Source organism: Acinetobacter sp. I-MWF (assembly GCF_025433935.1).
GTDB lineage: Bacteria > Pseudomonadota > Gammaproteobacteria > Pseudomonadales > Moraxellaceae > Acinetobacter > Acinetobacter guillouiae.
Genome location: NZ_JAMBAR010000001.1, coordinates 1 through 22,333, shown reverse-complemented (window position 1 = coordinate 22,333; position 22,333 = coordinate 1). Strand labels below are relative to the sequence as shown.

Here is a 22,333-nt window from a genome sequence, read left to right as displayed (position 1 = left end):
TAAAATGAGTTTAATTAAGCATCAATATCTGCATTTAATGCATTTTCTTCAATGAACGCACGACGTGGTTCTACATCATCGCCCATTAAACATGCAAACATACGATCGGCTTCAATTGCATCATCAATGGTCACTTGCAGCATATTACGGTTTTCAGGATCCATTGTAGTTTCCCAAAGCTGTTCAGCATTCATCTCACCCAAACCTTTATAGCGTTGGATCATCATGCCGCGACGTGAATCTGTCAAAATGTGTTGCCAGACCTGATGGAAAGTCGAAACGTTGATTTTACGTTCGCCTTTTTGCAGATAAGCACCTTCTTCTAACAAGGTGAACCAGCTCTTCGAGTTTTGCAATAAACGCTTATATTCGCCCGATGCCAATAAACCCGCATCTAATAAATAGCTATGCGGTAAATTGTGCACATAAATCGTTATACGCGGGAAATAAATCGTCGTTTTAAGCCCATCAGCAGTTTCTTTATCAAACGACTCCAAGCTCAACACTGGACGTAAACTTGGTTGCGTTGTTTCAATCGCAGCACGAAGTTTCTCACCCCATTGTTGTACATAATCTTGGTCATGATTTTGATCAAGTTTAAAATGCTCAAGACTTAATAAACCATCCAGCAAGGTCGCAGGATAACGTACGGTTAAACGCTGCAAACTCTTTTGGGAGGTTTGATAATCAGCAATCACTTTCTCTAATGCTACGCCACGAATTGCAGGCGCTTCAGCATTGACACGTAATTCAAGTTCATCAATCGCATTTGAAATCAAATAAGTTTCTAAAGCATCATTGTCTTTAATATACTGCTCTTGCTTACCTTTTTTCAGTTTATACAATGGTGGTTGCGCAATATAAATATAACCACGTTCCACAAGTTCTGGCATTTGACGGAAGAAGAAAGTCAAAAGCAGGGTACGAATGTGTGAACCATCCACGTCAGCATCGGTCATGATAATGATTTTATGATAACGCAACTTGTCTGGGTTATATTCTTCACGGCCAATACCACATCCTAATGCAGTAATCAGCGTACCCACTTCCTGTGATGAAATCATCTTATCGAAACGTGCACGTTCCACGTTCAGGATTTTACCTTTGAGCGGAAGAATGGCTTGCATTTTACGGTTACGGCCTTGTTTTGCAGAACCGCCCGCAGAGTCACCCTCGACTAAGTATAATTCTGAAAGTGCTGGATCTTTTTCCTGACAGTCTGCCAACTTACCTGGAAGACCGGCAATATCAAGCGCACTCTTACGACGTGTCATTTCACGTGCTTTACGCGCAGCATCACGCGCACGTGCAGCATCAATGATCTTGCCTGCAATAGATTTTGCAGCCTGAGGATTTTCTAATAAATACTCAGAAAAGGCTTTGTTCATTGCCTGCTCGACAGCAGGTTTAACTTCACTCGACACCAATTTTTCTTTGGTTTGAGATGAGAATTTAGGATCAGGTACTTTAACTGAAACAATTGCTGTTAAGCCTTCACGCGCATCATCACCAGTAACTGCAACTTTCTCTTTTTTGAGTAAGTTTTCATTTTCCATGTAGCTGTTTAAGCCACGTGTCAACGCTGCACGGAAACCAGCTAAATGCGTTCCACCATCTTTTTGTGGAATATTGTTGGTAAAGCAACGAACATTCTCTTGATAGGTATCATTCCATTGCAAAGCAACTTCAACACCTATGCCATTTTCAGCTTGAGTGGTGAAATGGAAGATTTCATTGAGATGGGTTTTACCTTGGTTAATATATTTTACAAACTCAGATAAACCACCTTCGTAATCGAAGACATGTTCTAAGGCAACACGTTCATCACGTAGGACAATACGAACACCCGCATTCAAGAATGAAAGTTCACGTAAGCGACGTGCCAAAATATCGACATTAAAAATCGTTTGGCTAAACGTTTCAGTACTTGGCCAGAAACGAACAATGGTCCCTGTGGTTTCGACATCACCCACAATTTTTAACGGATAAACCGGATCACCATGTTTATATTCTTGTTGATGAATATGACCAGCACGATGAATCGTAAGTTCAAGTTTGCTTGAAAGTGCATTAACTACAGATACACCTACGCCGTGCAAACCGCCTGAAACTTTATAGCTATTATCATCAAACTTACCACCTGCGTGCAGAATCGTAAGAATTACTTCTGCAGCAGAGACACCTTCTTCCGGGTGAATATCGGTTGGAATACCACGTCCATTATCTGCAACGCTGACTGACTCATCTTCATGAATAGTCACTAAAATTTCATCACAATGACCAGCTAAAGCTTCATCAATCGCGTTATCGACGACCTCAAATACCATATGGTGTAAGCCTGAACCATCATCAGTATCACCAATATACATACCTGGGCGTTTACGAACTGCATCTAGACCACGTAATACTTTGATACTAGAGGAATCATAAGCCTTTTCAATGGTTGGTTCTGTTTGAGAAGCTATTTGATCTTCTGAACTCATGGTTTCTCCCTAGTGAAAAATAGGTCTTTCCAAAATTGGCTAAAATCTAAAATCATGTTGCAACAACACTTACCTGACCTTGGTCAACATTGAATAACTGGTAGGAAATAGACAAATCATGTAAATGTTTTTTTACTGATTCATGGTCTAGTGTGGTAATAAAAACTTGACTACCAAGTTGGCTCAATCGCTCAATTAAACGTTGTTGTGCGCTTAAATCTAATTCTGCTGTCACATCATCTAATAATACCACAGTTTCTTTATTACAGGCATGTAACATGGCAATTTGTGATAGTTTTAAAGCCATTATCAATAACTTTTTCTGCCCTCTAGACAGTACCACATCCGCTTCGCCTAATGGGGTTTTTAATCGGATATCTGCACGATGTGGTCCATACTCGGTATAACGTCGATCAACATCTTTTTGGTGATATTGAATCAAGTCATTGGCCAAACCATGTTCCACATGGAACCCTGCACTGTATTCCATTTCAATCTTTAAATCGGGTAGCAACTGCGCCAAATCTTCTTGCAAATATAGCTTCCATTGCTCAACAATCTCGACCCGTTGAGAATGCAACATTTCACCATAATCACTGAGCATTTTGTTCCACGGCTCTAAATCGAGCAAAGTCAGATTACGTTTGGTTTTAAGTAAGCTATTTCTTTGCTTTAAAGCGCGTGAATAATATTGCCATGCATGATAGAAATCTGGTTCCACGTGAAACATGAGCCAATCCAACAATTGGCGACGTGGTTTTGCCCCATGATCAATAATATCGGTACTTAATGGGTCAATCAGTTGCAACGGTAAGATTTTGGCAAGCTGCCCTTGGGTTGCAACAGTATCACCATTGACTTTAATTAACTGCTCACCACTTTGCAGCTTTTGCATACCAATCTTTTCAGTTAAAGATTGGGCAAAAACAATGGCGTCTGATTGATTATTTTGAATGTAATTTTTAGGAATATGTGTTCGAAAAGATCGACCTGTTGCCAATAAATGAATGGCTTCTAAAATCGAAGTTTTGCCTGAACCATTTTGTCCATAAAAAACATTAAACGGTTGCAACTCATGCAGAGCAACCGTCTTGAGGTTTCGAACACGTTGTATATTTAAACGCGTAATATGCATGGCTATGATTTAAAAATAAATCAATTAAACACGCATCGGCATCACAACATAAGTTTGATTAGATTGGGTTGGATCTTGTACCAATACCGACTGATTCGCTTCAGACATGGTCATTGCGACATCATCACCATCTAAAACGCTTAATACATCTAAAATATATTGCGCATTAAACGACATTTCCATCGGCGCATTGGCATATTGAATAGCTAAATCTTCAATCGCTTCATCTTGCTCAGGGTTATTGGCACGTAATTGCAAAGAATCAGCATTAAAGTTTAAGAATACACCACGTAATTTTTCATTACTTAAAATCGCAACACGTTGTAAGGATTGCTTAAATACATCATGTGGAATATTTACAACTTTGTCACCGCCACGTGGAATCACACGACGATAATCAGGGAATTTCCCATCAATTAATTTTGTTGTGAAACGTACCGTAATATCGCCTTGTTCTTTGTCGCGGCTAGAGGTTTGAATGGTAACATTTAACAATTCACGACCAATTAACAAGGTCAATTGCTCATCTTCGATACTTAAAAGACGTTGTAACTCACCGACTGCTTTACGTGGAACAATGGCTTGAACCAATTGTGCAGCAGTTGAGGACGCTAATGTTTCACACAATGCTAAACGGTGCCCATCGGTAGTGACTGCGCGTAATTGATTTTCATCAATTTCCAATAATGTACCTGTCAGATAAAAACGTACATCTTGCACAGCCATGGCAAATGAAGTTTTTTCAAATAAACGTTTTAATTCACGCTCAGTGACTTGAACTTGAGTGCCTTGGCTATTTTCATTGGTTAACAATGGATAATCTTCAGCAGGCAAGGTTCCTAAAACAAAGCGGCTGTTTCCAGATTTTAAAATACAGCGTTGATCTTCAGTGATCTGCAAATCAATCAAAGCTGCTGCTGGTAAAGATTTACAAATATCGACCAACTTACGTGCAGGAACTGTGGTTTCCCCTGCTTGTAAACATGCACCTTCAGCTAGAGTTGTACTTGCCACAAGCTCCACTTCCAAATCCGATCCTGTAATCGTAAGGGCTTGATTTGTAGCTTGAATTTTCACGTTTGAAAGAATGTTTAAAGTATGGCGACGTTCAACTGCTCCAACCACATGGGACAAAACATTAAGTAAGCTCTCTTTCGCGATTTTCAAACGCACGGTGGAATTCCTCTAACTAAATATGACAAAAATGTGGGTAATAAATTTTTTTTAATGACGTACTATGCGGCAGTTTATGCCGCATTGCAAGCGCATAATTTGTACAAATTTTAACTTTGTAACAGGCGCATGAGGTTTTTATAATCCTCATTAAAAATTGGATCTTCATCGCGTAAACTTTGCACTTTTTCACAGGCATGCATGACCGTACTGTGGTCACGACCACCGAATGCCATCCCAATTTCAGGGAAACTGTCTCCAGTAAGCTCACGCGCAAGCCCCATCGCCAACTGACGTGGTCGTGCGTAAATACGTGTGCGTTTTGGTCCCACCAATTCTTTCAATGGAATACGGAAGTATTCACTCACTACGCGTTGAATGTTTTCAGTACTGATGGTACGGGCACGAATTGCCAAGACATCTTTCAATGATTCACGCACCACTTCTAGATCAATTGCAGACCCCTTAAAACGTGAGATTGCCACAACTTTGTTTAAAGCACCTTCAAGCTCTCGCACATTGGCAACAACCTGTTGTGCAATAAATAAAGCGCAATTTCGAGGCAGATCGATGCCACTACTTTCAGCTTTTTTCAGCAAAATTTCGATACGTGTTTCAATATCTGGTGGTTCAACCCCAACCGATAGTCCCCATGAAAAACGCGAGACTAAACGCGGATCCAATTCAGTTAATTCTTTTGGATAACGGTCAGAGGTCAAAATTATTTGTTTAGATTCATCCAATAAAGCATTGAATGTATAGAAAAATTCAACAAGACTGGCTTCTTTACCTGCCAACAAATGAATATCATCCACCAACAATAAATCTAAAGAACGGCAATTCTTTTTAAATTCTTCAACCTTGCCTTTTTGCAAAGAGCTGACAAAGTCTTGGACAAAGCTTTCCGCAGTCATATACATCACACGCGCATTTGGCTTTGCCTGTAATAATGCATTCCCAACCGCTTGCATTAAATGCGTTTTACCTAAGCCTGTAGGGCCGTATAAAAAGAGTGGATTATGTTGAGATTCACCGAGTTGTGTTAAAACTTTGCGGCAAGTTTCAGCCGCCATTTGGTTTGAACGACCTTCAACAAATAAAGCAAAGTTAAATAATGGGTTAAGTTGTCGTTTCTTCACATTTTTTGCAGAAACAACTTCATATTCTTTGTCTTTTTTGGCTTTGACATGCTGTGTAGGCATCGGAGAACTTTCAAGCGCTGCCGTTGTGGTAGCAGGCTGTTCAGCAGCAGAAAGAATTGCACCAGGACGCGAGTCGACTAAAATTTCGACTTTGCGAATACGACCTTCAGATAATTGTTCTGCCAAAATAGAAATCAGTTCTAAATGATGTTCTTGAATGTAGCGAGTCCAATATGGATTGGGTGCATACAGTTTTAAAGTATCTTCGACTTCTTCTGCAACCAAAGGACGAATCCACATGGCAAAGACATTATCAGAGAGCTCTTGTCGCAAGCGAGTTAAGCAGTCCGTCCAAAGCATGTGAAACCCCTTCATTCAATTTTAAATTCAAAAAAGACTATTTACCCCTACCCTGTAGGTGAAGGGGTCGCCATTCTAACCAAGTTATCCACATCTGTCATGGTTAATTCAATCTAATTCGCTCAAAAAAGCAACCTTCTGTAAATAAATTCAAATTCAAAGCAGTTGTGGATAAGGTTTTCCACAAGCTGTGGATAAATTATCACAGAAAGTTATCCACAATCCATCAAATTAATAGAAACATGGATACTCACAGGGTAAGTTATTATTATTTATCTTAAAAAAGCGGTTTTCCACAGAAAAAATGCTCCCTAATAATAATAAATATAAATTTTAAATTTGAATTTATTTATAAGGATCAGGATTTCTGTGGATAAAGCTTCAGTTATGAATTTAAATTCAAAACAACACGATTTTTAAATTTAAAATTGAGAAATTAAATTTAAATTGTGAATCAGCCTATGGATAACTTTGAGGATATATCTGTGTGTAACTCTTATTTGCATTATAAAAGAATAAGTTATGCTGTGAATATATATTTTTAATAATTTATTCAATTTAATCTATATAAAGTTGTTGTCTGGGTAAAAATAAAGCGTCTATATAAAAGAAATGTGTATATTTATTGACAGAATAAAGAATGCACAATACAATCGCGAACCTTTAGAAAAGATCAATTTTGGAGTTTCGATATGAAACGTACATTCCAACCATCTGAATTAAAGCGCAAGCGTGTTCATGGTTTCCGTGCTCGTATGGCTACTAAGGCTGGTCGTCAAGTATTAGCTCGCCGTCGTGCAAAAGGCCGTCATAGTTTAACTGTTTAATTTTTTAGACAGTTGATAGACGACTTGGGTGTTATGTCTCTTTATAGTTTCAGTCCAGAGGTGAGAATCCACTGCGCTGCTGATTACAAAGATGTATTTGATGGTGCGCTTTTTAAAGTGCATCAACCCCATTTTATATTCTTAGCAAAAGTCACCGAACAGCCTAAAAGCCGTTTGGGTATTGTTGTTGCAAAGAAGAAAGTGCGCCGTGCGCATGAAAGAAATCGAATAAAACGTTTAACGCGTGAAAGTTTTCGCTTAAACCAGCAAAATATAGATTTATTGGATATTGTGGTGATGCCTAAAGTTGGTATAGAAGCAGTTCCAAATGCTGAGCTTTTTCAGCAATTACAATTTGCTTGGTTGAAATTGCAGCGCATTGTTAAAAAGCACCATAAAATAGCTCAATCTTCCCCTCAAAAATAGAGGATACCAATGATTCGTTTATTGCATTGGTTGATTCGTTTCTATCAAATTGCGATTAGTCCTCTCATTGGACCTCGTTGTCGTTATATTCCGACTTGTTCTCAATATTCGTTAGAAGCGATCCATACGCACGGCGCATTAAAAGGTAGCTGGTTAGCGACCAAACGCGTGTGTCGTTGTCATCCTTGGGGTGGGTATGGTTATGATCCTGTGCCAAAAAAAACAATTCGTTTTATTTCATTTCAGCAAATAGATTCTCAAACGCTTCATGTTCCTGTACCCTTGCGTGAACGTTTATTGAACCAAAATCACTCTAACCACTTGGGGTAATAGATATGCAACAATGGGCCAGGTTTGCAATCCTTGGGGCCATGTTAGTCACCGCATATTTGCTCATTTTGGCTTGGCAAAAAGACTATGGTCATGACAATACATCGAAGGCTGCGACACCGCAGGCTGTTGTAGCGCATGATGTGTCTGCCGATCTGCCAAAAGGTCAAGCAACTGCGGCCACTAGCGATGTTCCACAAGCAAATATAGCTGCTGCACAACAGAATACAGCTGCACCAGCCACAGCAAATCAACAATTGATTTCAGTACAAACTGACCTTTATCATCTTTGGATTAGTCCTAAAGGTGGTGATATTGTTCGTATTGAATTACTGAATCATGACAAGAGCAAAGACAGTGATCAGCCTTTTGTTATGCTTGAAAGTGATGCAAAACGTACCTATGTTGCGCAATCTGGGTTAATTGGATTGAATGGTCCGGACAGTAAGCCAGATCGTCCAAACTATGCGTTTGAAAAAACTGCTTATACTATTGCAGATGCCAAAGCAGCCAAAGACAAAGATGGCAAAACATCTCAAGTTTTAGCTGTACCAATGGTATTTAAAACAGCAGATGGCGTTGAAATCATCAAAACATTTACCTTTAAACAAGGTCAATATCCAATCGATGTAAGCTATCAGGTTGTCAACCGTAGTGCGCAAAATTGGCAAGGACAAATGTTTGGTCAAATTAAGCGTGATAACTCCGATGATCCAGGAAAAACCTCTCAAGGGATTTTTACACTTGGAACATATTTGGGTGGCGCTTGGGGTACACCTGATGAGCATTATAACAAGCTAAAATTTGCAAATTTTACCGATGAAAAACTCAACACTGAAGCAAAAGGCGGATGGGTTGCGATTGTTCAGCATTATTTTGTAAGTGCTTGGATGCCTGGTCATTTTGGCGGTCAAGAATACACAGCAAAATTGGAATCTCGTAAATCTGCAGATGGTATGAATATCATCGGATTTACTTCTCCAACCATCAATGTTCCAGCTGGAAAAGCAATGAGCATTGATGCAACGTTCTACTCAGGTCCAAAAATTCAATCTGAATTAAAAGACTTGGCTGTTGGTTTAAACCAAACTGTAGACTATGGTTGGTTATGGCCAATTGCAAAATTATTATTTGCTGGCTTACAGTTCTTCCATAATCTTGTAGGTAACTGGGGCTGGTCAATTATCTTATTGACTGTATTGGTTAAGCTTATTCTTTGGCCATTGTCGTCTAAGAGCTATCGTTCTATGGCGAAAATGCGTGTGATTGCACCTGAAATGCAACGCATGAAAGAAGAGTTTGGTGAAGACCGCATGCGTTTCTCACAAGAAATGATGGCGCTTTACAAACGTGAGCAAGTCAATCCACTTGCAGGTTGTTTACCATTGCTGTTGCAAATGCCAATCTTCTTAGCATTGTATTGGGTATTGATGGAATCTGTAGAGCTTCGTCATGCACCATGGATGCTTTGGATTCAAGATTTATCTGCGATGGATCCTTGGTTTATTTTGCCGTTGATCATGGGTGTAACGATGTTTGTTCAACAAATGTTGAACCCACAACCTACTGATCCAATGCAAGCTAAAGTCTTCAAAATCATGCCGATCATGTTTACAGTATTTATGCTGTTCTTCCCTTCTGGCTTGGTTTTATACTGGATTGTGAACAACTCGATCACGATTCTGCAACAATGGTTTATCAACAAAAATGTTGCTAAAGCCAAAGTCGCAAGCGAAGTGGTTTAATCTTCATAGATTAAGCAATAGCTGAAAAAATCCGCTTAAGATGGTAATCTTAGGCGGATTTTTTTATTGTCAAAGTTTGAGTAATTTAGATGAGCAACCCTGTAAGCCAAACCACAATTGCAGCAATTGCGACTCCACCTGGACGTGGTGGTGTAGGTGTGATTCGTCTATCTGGTCCTAAGGCTTATGCGATTGCGCAAGCTTTAACTCAAAAAGCGCTTCCTCAAGCGCGCTTTGCTGGTTTTCGTCAATTTTTTGATGAAAAAGGTGAAGTGATGGATGAGGGGCTAGCAATTTGCTTTCCAAATCCAAACTCATTTACGGGTGAAGATGTGGTGGAATTGCAGGGACATGGTGGTCCTGTAATTCAAAATGCACTTCTTGCACGATTGTTCGAGCTGGGTGCTATTGCCGCCAAAGCAGGCGAGTTTTCCATGCGAGCCTTTGAAAATGGCAAAATGGACTTGGTTCAAGCTGAAGCGATTGCAGATTTAATTGATGCCACCTCACAAGCCGCTGCGCGTTCTGCAGTACGTTCTTTGCAAGGTGCATTTTCCAATAAAGTGAATACCGTATTGGAAAAACTGATTCATTTACGTTTGCATGTTGAAGCGGCGATTGATTTTCCTGAAGAGGAAATCGACTTTTTGGCAGATGGAAAAATTCTTCATCTGCTTGAAGATGTGCAGGCTTCAGTCTCTGCTGTACAACACTCTGCGCGTCAGGGGCAGTTATTACGTGAAGGTCTGCAAGTGGTGATTGCAGGTAAGCCCAATGCGGGTAAATCTTCTTTATTGAATGCTTTGGCGGGAAATGACCGTGCCATTGTTACGGATATCGCAGGAACGACGCGTGATGTACTACATGAGAAAATTACTTTAAATGGCTTGCCTATCACACTGACCGATACTGCGGGCTTACGTGAAACAGGTGATGTGGTCGAAAAAGAAGGAATTCGCCGAGCAATCAAAGAAATTGAGCAAGCGGATTTATTACTTTTGGTTTATGACCTCAGCCAAGGTGAAAATCCTTTAGCTCTTGCTCAGCGCTATTTTGAAGATCATTTAGAAACTAAACGCTTGATGTTGATTGGTAACAAATGTGATTTAACTGCGCAGTCACCCGAATTAAGTGATTTTCAAGGCTTTCGCCATATTAGCGTGTCGGCCAAACAGGAAATGGGCGTACAAGCGCTTATAGATGCGATTACAACGCATGCTGGCTTCCATCCTGAAGAAGATACCTTTATTGCTCGTACACGCCATTTAGACGCAATGAAGCGCACTCAGCACTATCTTGCAGAAGCACATGAGCAACTTGAGGTCTATCATGCGGGTGAACTGGTCGCTGAATCGTTACGTTTAGCGCAGAATGCCTTAGCTGAGATCACAGGCGATTTTAGTGCAGATGATCTGTTAGGGGTAATTTTTGGCTCATTCTGTATTGGAAAGTGATTTTATTTAGTACAAGAATCAATATTGAAACTTCATTTTTAATGTGATTTTGAGTCAGATTCGATCTTGCTTAAATAAAAATAAGGCTGATATGTTTGTTAAATATGTGTTTTTTTGTAATTTGAAAGACTAGTAGACAAGCTGAGACAAATAGAGTCAAGCTAAGACAAAAATTTGTATTAAAAGTTGATAAACAGCAAATAGATGACTCTGCGCGACAACATTTAACACACTTATTTGACTAAGGGGTAGCCATTTCTCCATAACTCTTATAAAGTTACAGCATGTTCATTGAGTTGTAAAAATGTATAGGTAATCAATGGGCAAAAAAATAGACCAAGTTCTCTTACCTACTTGATCTATTTTCAGGAACTGGTGGTATTTAAGAATCTCTTACCTTTCTTATCTACCTAACGCTTTTAAACAGCCTTTCGAGAGGCACAATCTAAGGAAACTTAGAAATGTAAACAGCTTAAAAACTAATTTTCATCGGATTAACGATATAGTTTGATGTAAGTATTCTTACATTAACTTTCATTAATAGTAATTCAAACATGGCATAAGTCAACAATTTGTTTCCTCAAGGATACATATTATTGTCATTTATTGAATGTATTGAACAGTGAGTAAAAGCTATATCTATCTGATAAAAATTAGATTAAAAACTTGAACATTCTTTCCTTTCTATTTTGTGTCTAGGCATTTCCAATAGTGGAGAATGATTAGATGATTATATCTAAAACTCAAACAACAGAAAATTATTCATTAATTTGTAGGAAACAAGTTCAGCAAATAACTGGATTAAATCTTTCTGAAATTCAAGTTTTGATGAAAAATGGTTTATTTCCACAGAGCATTCAAATCACAAAACGATTGCTGTGGGATGAGAAAGAAATTAATCATTGGATTCAAAAATTCATGCATTCTAAAGTTACTATGAATTCTGAGCTGTTATTCCAGTTTAATCTTCTAAACCAGCAATTCAATGAAGCTTCTGATTTAGCTAGCTTGGCGAGTCGAAATTTGATTTATTATGGAAAGAAAGTTAAGCCTCGCTTACGGAAACAATTGGAAGGATTAAAAGATCAATTACAACTTAAATTGATCTAGATAACTTTAAAAAGCGGACATTAGTCCGCTTTTTTTTGATGAAAAGTTGTGCTTTTGTAAGCTGAATTTACATCAATCTTAGAATTGTTTACTGTAAGATCAATTACATATTCAACAAAGGCTTCTTTTCATGAAAAAAACTCCTTTATTGCTTGCGATTGCTGTTTTAGTGATGACGTCAAATGTTTGGGCGGGTAAAGATGATCATGTGATTATTCAAGAAGCTGCCAAAAACAAGATCACCATTGGACAAGCAATACGTGCCAATGATGAAACAGCTGTTACCTTGACGGGGACAATTGTTCGTCAAATAAAACATGAACATTATGAGCTAAAAGACAGCACAGGAACTATAGGGATCGAAGTGGATGATGATCTTATCGATTTAAAAAAATTAAAACCGGGTACCAAAGTTAAAGTTGTGGGGGAAGTCGATACCCATCGTTATAAACCCACTGATATAGAAGTGGTTAAAATTGAGATTATTCAATAATTGCTTTTAACCAACATCTAGGCGCACAGCGCCTAGATGTTTGATCAAGCTTTAATTTTTAAATGACTGATCAATAAATAAATACATAAGATACCAATTCCTGCACAAAAGCCTAAAACACCAACCATTAAACCGAAATGATCAGATAAAAAGCCTGCGCTAATGATCGGTACAATGGTACCAAAATAGGCAATAAACAAATAAGTGGAAACCACAGCTGCCCGATTTTCAACATTGGTCATGTGGTGAATCAATGCAAAAGCACTCAGTAACGTTAAACCATGCCCCATTCCGACCAAAACCACACTCAAAAAGAATAAGAAACTCCAATGCATGGTCATACAGATCGATAAAATAATATAGCTGGAAATCAATAAGACTAAGCCAGTATTCAATGCTTTATGCATATCAAAAGACTTTGCGATAAATTGGACGATCGCAGAAACCATTAAGATACTGGCAATGGTTGCACCACTGACCAATGGCCCATGCCAAGGAATCACATCTCGAATAAAAGAGGGTGCCAATGAGGCAAATAAACTAAATGAGCCAAAAGCACAGAATGCGGTAAAACTGGCGATATAAAACAGTTTTTTAAATTGAGCTTCTGGCAGTTGTAAGTGGGGTGCAATAGAAAATGGCTGCCTTTCAAACCTCATGGTTTTAATCGTAAATAAACTCAGCAAACTGATGATTGCTGCAACAATTACGGGTAAATAAGGTGTGACAAGTGGGCGATCAGAAAATTGTGCGATTGCACCACCAATAAACGGGCCCAGTCCAAAGCCAATCACGGTAATAATTGAACTTAACTGTGCGGCATTCTGTTTATGTGAGTCAGGAATGGTATAAATTAAACCTAACATTGCGGAGGTGCTGATTAATCCAGAGGCAATACCAATGATAAAGCGGCCAAATCCAAGCAAATAGGTGGTTGATGCAAACACCGACAGTGTTAGGCCAATTACAGCAAACAATAGCCCGATTTGTAAGGTACGAATAAAACCAAAACTATTACTGCTACGTCCTAAAAATAATAATGTGGTTAAGCAACCAAACATATAGGCCACGAAAATATAGGTGATCTGGCTTGGGAGTAATTGCCAAAGTTGTTGATAAATTGGATATAAGGGGCTAGCAAGCGCCGTACCAATCGTACCAATACATAAGGCTAGGCTGATCATTAAAAATGAACGCCATGATTGTTGATTCATAAATATAGGACTTCAAATGCAAATGTTTTGCAGATAAAAATGCCAAACCTGTTCAATACAAAGTTCGGCATGGAAGGAATTGAGTATGGAAAGATTAAAACTTAATCAGTAAAGGGTCAATGGAAACTTTAACATTCAAGCATAGATGACTGTGAATTGAGTTATGAATAGCGTTTTAGCAGCTTTAAAAATTCTTGTAATTCAGCTTCATCCACGGCTTGAGTGTCTTTAATCACATGCTCAGTTAAATGCTGCTCAATCAATTCATTCATTAAACCATTCACGGCACCTTTAATTGCCGCAACTTGCTGTAAAACGCTGATACATGAGCTGCTTTGATCATTCAAAGCTTCTTCAATCGCATGAATTTGTCCTTTTAGTCGTTTCACACGATTGAGGACTTTTTTATCTTGATGTAAATGACTCATAAATTAATCCGCTATTTTATATACTCCCTTATAGTATATTTTAAATTGAAATTATATACTCAGGGAGAGTATATAGGATCATGTCTCATGCAATTCAAAACCATTCAGCGAAAGCATAGCCATCAATTTGATCAAGGTAATCCTTTAGCACAAAAGAAAATCTTATGGGCGACCATTTTGACTGGATTGATGATGATTTTTGAGATTGCGGGAGGCTGGATTTTTAATTCCATGGCCTTACTCGCAGATGGTTGGCATATGAGTTCGCATATGCTGGCATTAGGTTTGGCTTATGCTGCTTATCGAGCTGCTCGTTATTATGCGCAGGATTCTCGTTTTAGTTTTGGCACATGGAAAATTGAAATTCTTGCTGGCTATAGCAGTGCAATTCTATTGATGGTGGTGGCCTTATTTATGGCCTTCCAGTCGCTAGTGCGTTTATTCCATCCTGTACAGATTCATTATAATGAAGCGATTTTGATTGCTATTTTAGGTTTACTGGTCAATTTGGTTTGTGCATGGTTATTACACGATCATGCTGACCATCACCATCACCATCATTCACATACGCATAATGACCATCATGGACATGATTTAAATCAAAAAGCTGCGTTTTTACATGTGGTTGCAGATGCACTGACCTCTGTCTTGGCGATTATTGCTCTTTTTGCTGCAAAGTATTTGGGTTGGGATTTTTTAGATGCTGTATTGGGTATTGTTGGGGCAATTTTAGTCGGACGTTGGTCATATGGTTTAATCAAAGAAACGGCCCAAACATTATTAGATGCGGAAATGGATCATCCTGTAGTCGATGAAGTACGTGAAGTGATTGAGCGTCTAAATGTTGAAGCAAAAATAACCGATATTCATGTATGGAAAGTGGCTAAAGGCAAATTTTCAGTGATTTTGGCGCTTGAATCCAATGATAAAAATTTAAATGCTGATCAGGTACGCCATGCTTTATCTATTCATCAACAATTGGTGCATATTTCTGTTGAAATCAACAAAACCGCGATGTTTAGTTGGGTTTCACGTGAAACCTGAGTAAGAATAAAGTACAACTTTTTTAACAGTTCAAGGTACTGTGATTGGTAGAGAACCATTGCAAACAGAGATAAGGATCAATCACAGTTTTTAAACAAGTCAGCTGAGGAATTATGCTTTAATGCATCTCAATATTTATTTTGATTTTATCGATTTATGTTAAAGCAATTTATCGCATTGAGCTTAAGTCTGGCTTTTTGTACAGCTGGTTTTTCCAGTGTTGAGACTGTGAAAGCAAAATTAGCACAGCAGTATCCCAATGTAAAAATTAATAATCTGCAAACAACAGAAATGCAGGGTTTATATAGTGGGACCTTGGATAATCAAATTGTTTATGTCAATGAGGATGCTCAGCATTTATTTATTGGTTCAATGATTCGTTTGAAAGATCAGCATAATTTAACCAAAGATTTAGCAGTTAAAGAAAATACGATAGATTTTAAAGCATTACCTTTGAATGATGCAGTAAAAACAGTCAGGGGGAATGGTAAGCGTCAGCTTGCAATCTTTTCTGACCCAAATTGCCCATATTGCAAGACGCTTGAAGGGAATTTAGCCAAGCTCAATGATGTGACAATTTATACATTTATCTATTCCATCAAAGCACAATCGATTTTGCCATCTAAGCAAGTATGGTGTTCTGCAAATAAAGAATATGCATGGAAAAATTTGATTCAAAATGGGATCAAACCAACTGCACCAGCAAATTGTGCAACGCCAATCGAGCGTAATTTGGAATTGGGTAAAAAATTAGGTTTGCATGGAACACCTGCAATTATTTTCTCAAATGGTTATAAGGTGATGGGTGCCTACCCTGCCGAAGAAATTGAGAAAATATGGAAAAATTTTGGATTATAAACAGCGCTTAGAATGCTGACAGCGTAAAAAAGCACCCATCGAGGGTGCTTTTTATATTGAGGAGAAAATTTAAGTACGTTTGGCAATCATGTTATAGATAAAAAGTACCACTATTGCACCAATGACTGAGGCAATAAATCCAGCTGATGCACCTTTTGGATATAGGCCGAGTAATTGACCACCATAGGTTGCAACCAATGAACCTACAATACCAAGTGCTGTTGTTACAATGAAGCCAGCTTTGTCATCACCAGGGTGAATTGCACGTGCAATCAAACCTGCAATAAAACCAATCACAATTGCACTAATCAGTGACATCATAATCTTTCTCCTTTTTCTTTATTTTGTCGTGAGTTACTGCATCGAATTAGTTTAATAATCAAATATTCTCAAATGAAGTAAAAGCGCTTATTTGCTACAAGTTGTTGCATTTTTGTTCACTATGAAAGCTAAAAAAATAAAAAAAGCGACCGAAGTCGCTTAACTCATTTTAGTTAAAATGATGCGGTGAGGTCTCAATTAAAGACCAATTTCCCCGATAAATGGAATATGACGGTATTTTTGATCGTAGTCTAAGCCATAGCCCACAATGAATTTATCTTCAACTTCAAAGCCCAGAAATTTCACATCTAAGTCGATTTCACGGCGAGACGGTTTGCTGACTAAAGTACACAGCTCGATCGAGTTGGGATGACGTGTACTTAAAATTTCCAATACTTTGCTTAAGGTATTGCCAGAGTCAATAATATCTTCCACGACTAAGATATCCTTACCGCGAATTTCGCCGTCTAAATCTTTGAGGATTCTGACATCACGAGAAGATGTTGTACTGCCACCATAGCTTGAAACGGTCATAAAATCGAGTTCGTGAGTCTTGCTGATTGCACGACATAAATCAGCCATAAAAATCACTGAACCACGCAATAAACCAATTAAGACAAGTTCTTTATCGCTATTGGCATAATGCGCATCAATTTTTTTACCAAGTTCCTGAACTTTTGCATGAATTTCTTCAGCAGAAATCATCACTTTCATTTCAATAGTCATGGGAAATACCTAAAAAACTAAACATCAAATTCTAAAATTAAAAAAGGTGTTGACTAGCAACACCCTAAAAGATGACATAATTTTAAAACATATCAGATCAAGATGCATCTTTTTTGACATTTGAAAATGTAAATGCCCTAATTTAAGCCGAAATGATCAATGTGCATCACGTTTTAAAACGAATGCACAGATCACAAAAACTGTACCAATCAAAATCAGTTTTTTCTTTGATTTACGCGGTTTTTGTTTGGTTTTGCTCATAGGCTTTTTGTCCATAAATATAGGTGGCTTGAATATTGCGATCATCCCCCATGGTAAATAAGGCAAATAATGCATCGTCTATGTTTTTAGCACGTTCCTGACGCAGTTGTTGTAGCGCCGTTGCTTTTAAATCTAGCACAACAAAATCGGCTTCTTTACCGATATTGAAATTGCCCAATTGCGCATCCAAATGTAACGCTTTCGCTCCACCAAGCGTTGCATGATAAAGTGATTCCATCGCCGAAAGTTTATCACCTTGGAGTTGTTGCACTTTGTAGGCTTCATTGAGGGTTTGTAATTGGCAAAAGGCTGTTCCTGCACCAATATCTGTTCCTAAGCCGACTTTGACCTGTTTTTCCCAGGATTTTTTTAATGGGAATAAACCACTTCCCAAAAATAAGTTTGATGTCGGGCAAAATGCAATCGCTGAATCAGTTGCATGCATGCAATCCCACTCATGCTCTTCTAAATGAACACAATGTGCGAAAACAGAACGTTCTCCTGTTAAACCATAGTGGTGATAGACATCCAGATAACCTTTCTGCTCTGGGAATAAGTCTTTGACCCATGCAATTTCATTTTTATTTTCACTGAGATGGGTATGCACATATACTGTTGGATACTCTGCTTTTAACTGCCCTGCTTTTGCCAATTGCTCAGGTGTAGAGGTTGGAGCAAAACGCGGAGTAATGGCATATAGGTTACGACCATTACCATGCCATTTTTCAATCAGTGCTTTAGAGTCAATATATGCACTTTCAGCAGTATCTGTGAGTGCTTCAGGTGCATGACGGTCCATCATGACTTTACCTGCGATTAAACGCATCTGATGCTGTTCTGCCGCTTCAAATAAGGCATCGACTGATTGGGGATGTACCGTACAAAAAACCAGTGCTGTCGTGGTGCCATTTTTAAGTAATTCTTGGACAAAAAACTGTGCGATTTTGTCGGCATAGGTTTTATCTGCAAACTGAATTTCAGTTGGAAAAGTATAGGTATTTAACCATTCTAACAGTTGTTCACCATATGCACCCACCATTTCTGTTTGCGGAAAATGAATATGGGTGTCAATAAAACCAGGCACAATCAGTTGTTCTGGGTAGTGATCAATTTGAATATCATCTGTCAGGTGAGACTGTGCATCTTCCCAAGGGCCAAACCATTTGATTTTGCCTTGCTCTGTGATCAGTAAACCATCTTCGATATAACGAACTTGATCTAATATTTGAGCTGCTTGAGAAACGGTATTTTTAATATCAAGAAAACGCCCACGAACCGCTGTTTTCTGTACAATACAAGACATGTAGAACCTGCAATTTATCCTTTTTTCGATTGATTGTACCTGAAATTTGTATCAGGTGCTGTATGCAGTTTTGCGCGAAAGCATTCTAAAAAATTGAATAACGTTATTTTTTATTGTTTTAGCACAGTGACGTTTTTATCGAAATATAACTAAAATTAGCGGCTAAAGGCATATTCTATATTGTAAGTTTATCTTGATAGCAACAATCACTACAGTCTTGGAAAATGGTGAAATAAGACAACAATGGATCATACCCGACAGTTAAAACAGCTTATCTATTCATGTCCTGAATTGATGCTCCGATTACAGTATTTGCGAGATATTCATACACATGCATATTTGAGCGCAGGTGTAATTCGCAACTTGGTATGGTCTATTTTACATCATCAGAGTTATGGATTTGATCAGATTGAAATCGATGTAATTTTCTATGATTTAAATGATCAACAAGGCCTTAAAGAGCAACATTTGACTGAATTGTTAAAGCAAAAATTTCCCAATAATGAATGGGATGTGGTCAATCAAGCCTATGTGCATTTGTGGTATAAAACAGATGATGGATGTTCTATCTCTCAATACCAATCTTTATTCGATGCTTTATCCGTATGGGTTGAAACGGCAACCGCAATTGCAGTACGTTTACTTGAAAATGATGATATCGAAATTATTGCGCCGTTTGGGCTAAATGATTTGTTTGAATTAAAATTGAGATGGAATAAACGTTTGGTCAGTTATCCAGTTTTTTTAGCACGGATTCAGGCTAAACAGTTTTTGACCAGATGGGAAAAGCTGCTTGTTGTGGATGATTAGAGGATCAGGATTTAAATCAATCAAACCATAGTGAAGATCATACTCCAAGACAACAGATGGCTATTACAACAGATGACTATGCTGATGGATAAAGATTTCATTTCAATACTGACCATACAATTTAAATCGTTGAGTATTATTGTTGATCATAAAAAAGCCTTCCAATTGGAAGGCTTAATCTAGTGTTTATAAGGTTGTTTCATGATGTTTTTTGCTATGGCGAATAGAGAGCCAAGCGGTAATTGCCAAGACAATCACAATGAAACCTAACGAAATCCAAATCGGCATATGGAAGACATCCAGCATTAACATTTTAAAGCCAATGAAGACTAAGATGATGCCTAAGCCATAAGGCAAGTAATGCATTTTAGAAGCGGCACCCGACAATAAGAAGAACATTGCACGTAGACCTAAGATCGCCATTAAATTCGCAGTTAATACAATAAATGGATCACTGGTCACCGCAAAAATCGCTGGAATAGAATCGACCGCGAAGATCACATCGGAAGCTTCAACTAAAATTAAGACAAGAAATAACGGGGTTGCCCACAACACACCATTTTGACGAACAAAGAATTGAGCACCTTCTAATTTTGGGGTGATTCGCATGTGTTTACGTAACCACTTTAGAATAGCCATATCTTCGATATTGGTTTCTTCTTCATCCTGCCCTTTAAGGAATTTATAGCCTGTATAAACCAAGAAAGCACCAAAGAGATAAAGCACCCAAGAGAATTCTTGAACGAACCAGGCGCCAATAAAAATAAAGATGGTACGTAAAATAATTGCACCTAATACACCATAGAGCAGAATTTTACGTTGTAAGCCTTGTGGAATCGCAAATGCAGCAAAGATCATTAACCAGACAAAGACATTGTCGATCGCTAACGATTTTTCAAGTAGATAACCTGCAAAGTATTCCATGACTTTGCTATTGGCAATTGAAACACCCGCGGTTTGTTGTAGATACAGCCATAAACCACCACCAAATAACGCTGCAACACTGACCCATGCAATGCTCCAGTAGGCAGCAGTTTTAATTTTGACTTCTTGCCCTTCTTTTTGTTTAAAGCCTAAAAAGTCGATCAGTAGCATGACAATAACAATAGCGAAGAACGCTAGATACAGCCATGGATTGCCAATAGTTTCCATAAAACTCTCCAAATCTGGCAATCAGGCATAAAAAAACCTTGACCTGTTGCCAGATGATTAAACATCTGTGTCAACATGATCAAGGTCTTGCCTACATTTGAGTTATGTACATCAATCTCAAATGCTCAGATACCGGCTTTTTTCAAAGCGTAATGACGATATTCTGATTAAAGGAGGCTACTCCCCTTGTTCAATATACTGTGTAAGAAATCTTTCATTTCTTAATATCTAGTGAGAATCGCATATTTATTAAAAATGTGCAAATTTTGAATGTATTTTTATGTAGTTTATTTTATGTACAAAATTCAGCGCTGGTTTTTAGCACAACAAAAGCTTGATTAAGCGTTGAATTATGATGCTGAATAATACGGTCAGCATTGAGAACCTTTGAATCTACTGTGCTGTGCGCATCTGAAATTAATGTCACTTTATAATTTAAGTCTTTTGCCGCACGACTTGTGCTATCGATACAAAATTCAGTTTTTAAACCACAGATGATCACTTCTTCAACATTTAAAGACTCTAATTGTTGTGCTAAATCTGTTTGGAAAAAGCAATTTGGCCGTGTTTTTTCTAAGATGTAATCTGTATTAGGATCAATATTTAATTCAGCGATCAGTTGAGTCATTGGACTATTTGGGGCGAGTCCTGTGTCTGCTAAACCAACATGACGTATCGCAAAAATCGGAATGTGTTTAACACGCGCATATTCAATGAGCTGATTAACGTTTTTCAACAATTGCTCAGCTTGAAATGGAGGATGTTGCGCATGAAATAGACCATTTTGTAGATCAATAACGAGTAAGGCTTGTTTATTGTGATACTCAGACATGAGTTTCTCCGTAAATATTGACCAAATCACGGAGCAAAAAATAACCCCGCTCATTGGCAGGGTTGGTTTCTACATTTTATTTTAAATGTATACGTCCACACTGCCGATGCAGTGTGGTGGTTAATAATTTAAATAAAATGATTGGTTGCATTGCAGTTATTGCCTATATCGGACTTTACGTCCGCACTGGGTTAATTAGGATACTTGTGTCGACGGCGCAGTTCAGCTTGTGCCCACGCAATTGACTGCTTCATGTCTTGTCGTAGTGCTGTGATCTCAGATTGGGTCAAGACTCGAGGCTTTTCTGAAGTATTCGGTTTTCCATTGGGTGAGGTGGTCAATGCCATCGAATTGCTCCTTAATACCTGCATACACCTTGACTGTTCGCACGATGTCTTTTTTGACCTTAAAGCCAAGTTAACTTTTATCAAATTAAAGTTTTTAACTCAGCATGTCACTTTAAAACTTGTAAAAAGATATTTAGGGTCTGTCGGCATTTCATAAATGGCTTGCGTTGTAGGTTAAAATTGAGCAGGCAAGGCATTAAACGAAGAGAATAGTGAGTCTATTTTCGAGTTTCATAACGAAGGCTGAGATAATTTTAACCACAACCCTTCGGGACTAGCGTGTTTTTTGTCGCTACGTCGTTACGAACTACTCATTTAGAATGACTAAATTTCGTATTTCGCGCCTAGTATCGCCTAAA

General features: G+C 38.3%; 22 protein-coding genes. 10 read left to right on the top strand and 12 right to left on the bottom strand.

The window, feature by feature from the left end; genetic code table 11:
- Nucleotides 1–14: 14 nt before the first annotated feature.
- From gyrB to dnaA, 4 genes are all read right to left on the bottom strand, one after another.
- Complete coding sequence (gene gyrB, locus M2R48_RS00110) at nucleotides 15–2,483, bottom strand: DNA topoisomerase (ATP-hydrolyzing) subunit B (protein WP_034613335.1); 2,469 nt, start codon at nucleotides 2,481–2,483, stop codon at nucleotides 15–17.
- Between the two features lie 52 nt (nucleotides 2,484–2,535).
- Complete coding sequence (gene recF / locus M2R48_RS00105) at nucleotides 2,536–3,618, bottom strand: DNA replication/repair protein RecF (protein WP_004718931.1); 1,083 nt, start codon at nucleotides 3,616–3,618, stop codon at nucleotides 2,536–2,538.
- 24 nt (nucleotides 3,619–3,642) lie between these two features.
- On the bottom strand, nucleotides 3,643–4,791 hold the full coding sequence (gene dnaN / locus M2R48_RS00100) for a DNA polymerase III subunit beta (protein ID WP_004718933.1): 1,149 nt from the start codon (nucleotides 4,789–4,791) through the stop codon (nucleotides 3,643–3,645).
- Nucleotides 4,792–4,901: 110 nt separating this feature from the next.
- Nucleotides 4,902–6,293: a chromosomal replication initiator protein DnaA gene (gene dnaA / locus M2R48_RS00095; RefSeq protein WP_004818188.1), complete on the bottom strand. Its 1,392-nt coding sequence runs from the start codon at nucleotides 6,291–6,293 to the stop codon at nucleotides 4,902–4,904.
- Nucleotides 6,294–6,985: 692 nt separating this feature from the next.
- On the opposite strand from dnaA, the gene rpmH reads away from it, so the two are divergent.
- The 7 genes from rpmH to M2R48_RS00060 all read left to right on the top strand — a co-directional run bounded on the left by rpmH (nucleotide 6,986) and on the right by M2R48_RS00060 (nucleotide 12,678).
- The gene (gene rpmH / locus M2R48_RS00090; protein WP_000831329.1) at nucleotides 6,986–7,120 is read left to right on the top strand and encodes a 50S ribosomal protein L34; all 135 of its coding nucleotides are present in this window, start codon (nucleotides 6,986–6,988) and stop codon (nucleotides 7,118–7,120) included.
- 33 nt (nucleotides 7,121–7,153) lie between these two features.
- The gene (gene rnpA, locus M2R48_RS00085) at nucleotides 7,154–7,546 is read left to right on the top strand and encodes a ribonuclease P protein component (RefSeq protein ID WP_004718937.1); all 393 of its coding nucleotides are present in this window, start codon (nucleotides 7,154–7,156) and stop codon (nucleotides 7,544–7,546) included.
- A 9-nt stretch (nucleotides 7,547–7,555) separates the two neighbouring features.
- Complete coding sequence (yidD, locus tag M2R48_RS00080) at nucleotides 7,556–7,876, top strand: membrane protein insertion efficiency factor YidD (RefSeq protein WP_004718939.1); 321 nt, start codon at nucleotides 7,556–7,558, stop codon at nucleotides 7,874–7,876.
- 5 nt (nucleotides 7,877–7,881) lie between these two features.
- A complete protein-coding gene (gene yidC / locus M2R48_RS00075; RefSeq protein ID WP_004718941.1) occupies nucleotides 7,882–9,621 on the top strand; it encodes a membrane protein insertase YidC in 1,740 nt (579 codons plus the stop codon).
- Nucleotides 9,622–9,710: 89 nt separating this feature from the next.
- Nucleotides 9,711–11,075: a tRNA uridine-5-carboxymethylaminomethyl(34) synthesis GTPase MnmE gene (gene mnmE / locus M2R48_RS00070; RefSeq protein ID WP_262084737.1), complete on the top strand. Its 1,365-nt coding sequence runs from the start codon at nucleotides 9,711–9,713 to the stop codon at nucleotides 11,073–11,075.
- 726 nt (nucleotides 11,076–11,801) lie between these two features.
- On the top strand, nucleotides 11,802–12,185 hold the full coding sequence (locus M2R48_RS00065; RefSeq protein WP_262084736.1) for a helix-turn-helix transcriptional regulator: 384 nt from the start codon (nucleotides 11,802–11,804) through the stop codon (nucleotides 12,183–12,185).
- Between the two features lie 130 nt (nucleotides 12,186–12,315).
- Nucleotides 12,316–12,678 carry a NirD/YgiW/YdeI family stress tolerance protein gene (locus tag M2R48_RS00060; protein WP_004818181.1) on the top strand — a complete coding sequence of 121 codons (363 nt, stop codon included), beginning with the start codon at nucleotides 12,316–12,318 and terminating at the stop codon, nucleotides 12,676–12,678.
- Between the two features lie 44 nt (nucleotides 12,679–12,722).
- Here M2R48_RS00060 and M2R48_RS00055 read toward each other — a convergent pair whose 3' ends face one another.
- Together M2R48_RS00055 and M2R48_RS00050 are read right to left on the bottom strand one after the other, a co-directional pair.
- Entirely contained in the window at nucleotides 12,723–13,892 is a 1,170-nt protein-coding gene (locus M2R48_RS00055; RefSeq protein WP_096735459.1) for an MFS transporter, read from the bottom strand.
- 161 nt (nucleotides 13,893–14,053) lie between these two features.
- On the bottom strand, nucleotides 14,054–14,320 hold the full coding sequence (locus M2R48_RS00050; RefSeq protein WP_004818177.1) for a metal/formaldehyde-sensitive transcriptional repressor: 267 nt from the start codon (nucleotides 14,318–14,320) through the stop codon (nucleotides 14,054–14,056).
- A gap of 87 nt (nucleotides 14,321–14,407) precedes the next feature.
- On the opposite strand from M2R48_RS00050, the gene dmeF reads away from it, so the two are divergent.
- Together dmeF and M2R48_RS00040 are read left to right on the top strand one after the other, a co-directional pair.
- Nucleotides 14,408–15,364, top strand: coding sequence for a CDF family Co(II)/Ni(II) efflux transporter DmeF (gene dmeF, locus M2R48_RS00045; RefSeq protein WP_262084735.1), 957 nt, complete (start codon nucleotides 14,408–14,410; stop codon nucleotides 15,362–15,364).
- 156 nt (nucleotides 15,365–15,520) lie between these two features.
- A complete protein-coding gene (locus tag M2R48_RS00040) occupies nucleotides 15,521–16,222 on the top strand; it encodes a DsbC family protein (protein ID WP_262084734.1) in 702 nt (233 codons plus the stop codon).
- A gap of 69 nt (nucleotides 16,223–16,291) precedes the next feature.
- On the opposite strand, the gene M2R48_RS00035 is transcribed toward M2R48_RS00040, so the two are convergent.
- The 3 genes from M2R48_RS00035 to guaD form a co-directional block, all read right to left on the bottom strand.
- Complete coding sequence (locus tag M2R48_RS00035; protein WP_004718955.1) at nucleotides 16,292–16,543, bottom strand: GlsB/YeaQ/YmgE family stress response membrane protein; 252 nt, start codon at nucleotides 16,541–16,543, stop codon at nucleotides 16,292–16,294.
- Nucleotides 16,544–16,741: 198 nt separating this feature from the next.
- On the bottom strand, nucleotides 16,742–17,269 hold the full coding sequence (hpt, locus tag M2R48_RS00030) for a hypoxanthine phosphoribosyltransferase (protein ID WP_004718958.1): 528 nt from the start codon (nucleotides 17,267–17,269) through the stop codon (nucleotides 16,742–16,744).
- 232 nt (nucleotides 17,270–17,501) lie between these two features.
- Entirely contained in the window at nucleotides 17,502–18,833 is a 1,332-nt protein-coding gene (guaD, locus tag M2R48_RS00025) for a guanine deaminase (protein ID WP_262084733.1), read from the bottom strand.
- Between the two features lie 243 nt (nucleotides 18,834–19,076).
- Between guaD and M2R48_RS00020 the strand changes: the two genes are divergently transcribed.
- Nucleotides 19,077–19,643, top strand: a complete 567-nt coding sequence (locus tag M2R48_RS00020; protein WP_262084732.1) for a nucleotidyltransferase family protein — start codon at nucleotides 19,077–19,079, stop codon at nucleotides 19,641–19,643.
- 186 nt (nucleotides 19,644–19,829) lie between these two features.
- Here the strand turns inward: M2R48_RS00020 and M2R48_RS00015 are convergent, their stop codons facing one another.
- The 3 genes from M2R48_RS00015 to M2R48_RS00005 form a co-directional block, all read right to left on the bottom strand.
- Nucleotides 19,830–20,795: a TerC family protein gene (locus M2R48_RS00015; RefSeq protein ID WP_004718969.1), complete on the bottom strand. Its 966-nt coding sequence runs from the start codon at nucleotides 20,793–20,795 to the stop codon at nucleotides 19,830–19,832.
- Nucleotides 20,796–21,087: 292 nt separating this feature from the next.
- Nucleotides 21,088–21,627 carry a cysteine hydrolase family protein gene (locus tag M2R48_RS00010; protein ID WP_262084731.1) on the bottom strand — a complete coding sequence of 180 codons (540 nt, stop codon included), beginning with the start codon at nucleotides 21,625–21,627 and terminating at the stop codon, nucleotides 21,088–21,090.
- Nucleotides 21,628–21,818: 191 nt separating this feature from the next.
- The gene (locus M2R48_RS00005; RefSeq protein ID WP_262084729.1) at nucleotides 21,819–21,974 is read right to left on the bottom strand and encodes a hypothetical protein; all 156 of its coding nucleotides are present in this window, start codon (nucleotides 21,972–21,974) and stop codon (nucleotides 21,819–21,821) included.
- Nucleotides 21,975–22,333: the final 359 nt, after the last annotated feature.

What these genes read in the sequence shown, in the direction of transcription:
- gyrB (WP_034613335.1), bottom strand. Translation starts at nt 2,483, where the DNA reads ATGAGTTCAGAAGATCAAATAGCTTCTCAAACAGAACCAACCATTGAA.
- recF (WP_004718931.1), bottom strand. Translation starts at nt 3,618, where the DNA reads ATGCATATTACGCGTTTAAATATACAACGTGTTCGAAACCTCAAGACG.
- dnaA (WP_004818188.1), bottom strand. Translation starts at nt 6,293, where the DNA reads ATGCTTTGGACGGACTGCTTAACTCGCTTGCGACAAGAGCTCTCTGAT.
- rpmH (WP_000831329.1), top strand. Translation starts at nt 6,986, where the DNA reads ATGAAACGTACATTCCAACCATCTGAATTAAAGCGCAAGCGTGTTCAT.
- rnpA (WP_004718937.1), top strand. Translation starts at nt 7,154, where the DNA reads ATGTCTCTTTATAGTTTCAGTCCAGAGGTGAGAATCCACTGCGCTGCT.
- yidD (WP_004718939.1), top strand. Translation starts at nt 7,556, where the DNA reads ATGATTCGTTTATTGCATTGGTTGATTCGTTTCTATCAAATTGCGATT.
- yidC (WP_004718941.1), top strand. Translation starts at nt 7,882, where the DNA reads ATGCAACAATGGGCCAGGTTTGCAATCCTTGGGGCCATGTTAGTCACC.
- mnmE (WP_262084737.1), top strand. Translation starts at nt 9,711, where the DNA reads ATGAGCAACCCTGTAAGCCAAACCACAATTGCAGCAATTGCGACTCCA.
- M2R48_RS00065 (WP_262084736.1), top strand. Translation starts at nt 11,802, where the DNA reads ATGATTATATCTAAAACTCAAACAACAGAAAATTATTCATTAATTTGT.
- M2R48_RS00060 (WP_004818181.1), top strand. Translation starts at nt 12,316, where the DNA reads ATGAAAAAAACTCCTTTATTGCTTGCGATTGCTGTTTTAGTGATGACG.
- M2R48_RS00055 (WP_096735459.1), bottom strand. Translation starts at nt 13,892, where the DNA reads ATGAATCAACAATCATGGCGTTCATTTTTAATGATCAGCCTAGCCTTA.
- M2R48_RS00050 (WP_004818177.1), bottom strand. Translation starts at nt 14,320, where the DNA reads ATGAGTCATTTACATCAAGATAAAAAAGTCCTCAATCGTGTGAAACGA.
- dmeF (WP_262084735.1), top strand. Translation starts at nt 14,408, where the DNA reads ATGCAATTCAAAACCATTCAGCGAAAGCATAGCCATCAATTTGATCAA.
- M2R48_RS00040 (WP_262084734.1), top strand. Translation starts at nt 15,521, where the DNA reads ATGTTAAAGCAATTTATCGCATTGAGCTTAAGTCTGGCTTTTTGTACA.
- M2R48_RS00035 (WP_004718955.1), bottom strand. Translation starts at nt 16,543, where the DNA reads ATGATGTCACTGATTAGTGCAATTGTGATTGGTTTTATTGCAGGTTTG.
- hpt (WP_004718958.1), bottom strand. Translation starts at nt 17,269, where the DNA reads ATGACTATTGAAATGAAAGTGATGATTTCTGCTGAAGAAATTCATGCA.
- guaD (WP_262084733.1), bottom strand. Translation starts at nt 18,833, where the DNA reads ATGTCTTGTATTGTACAGAAAACAGCGGTTCGTGGGCGTTTTCTTGAT.
- M2R48_RS00020 (WP_262084732.1), top strand. Translation starts at nt 19,077, where the DNA reads ATGGATCATACCCGACAGTTAAAACAGCTTATCTATTCATGTCCTGAA.
- M2R48_RS00015 (WP_004718969.1), bottom strand. Translation starts at nt 20,795, where the DNA reads ATGGAAACTATTGGCAATCCATGGCTGTATCTAGCGTTCTTCGCTATT.
- M2R48_RS00010 (WP_262084731.1), bottom strand. Translation starts at nt 21,627, where the DNA reads ATGTCTGAGTATCACAATAAACAAGCCTTACTCGTTATTGATCTACAA.
- M2R48_RS00005 (WP_262084729.1), bottom strand. Translation starts at nt 21,974, where the DNA reads ATGGCATTGACCACCTCACCCAATGGAAAACCGAATACTTCAGAAAAG.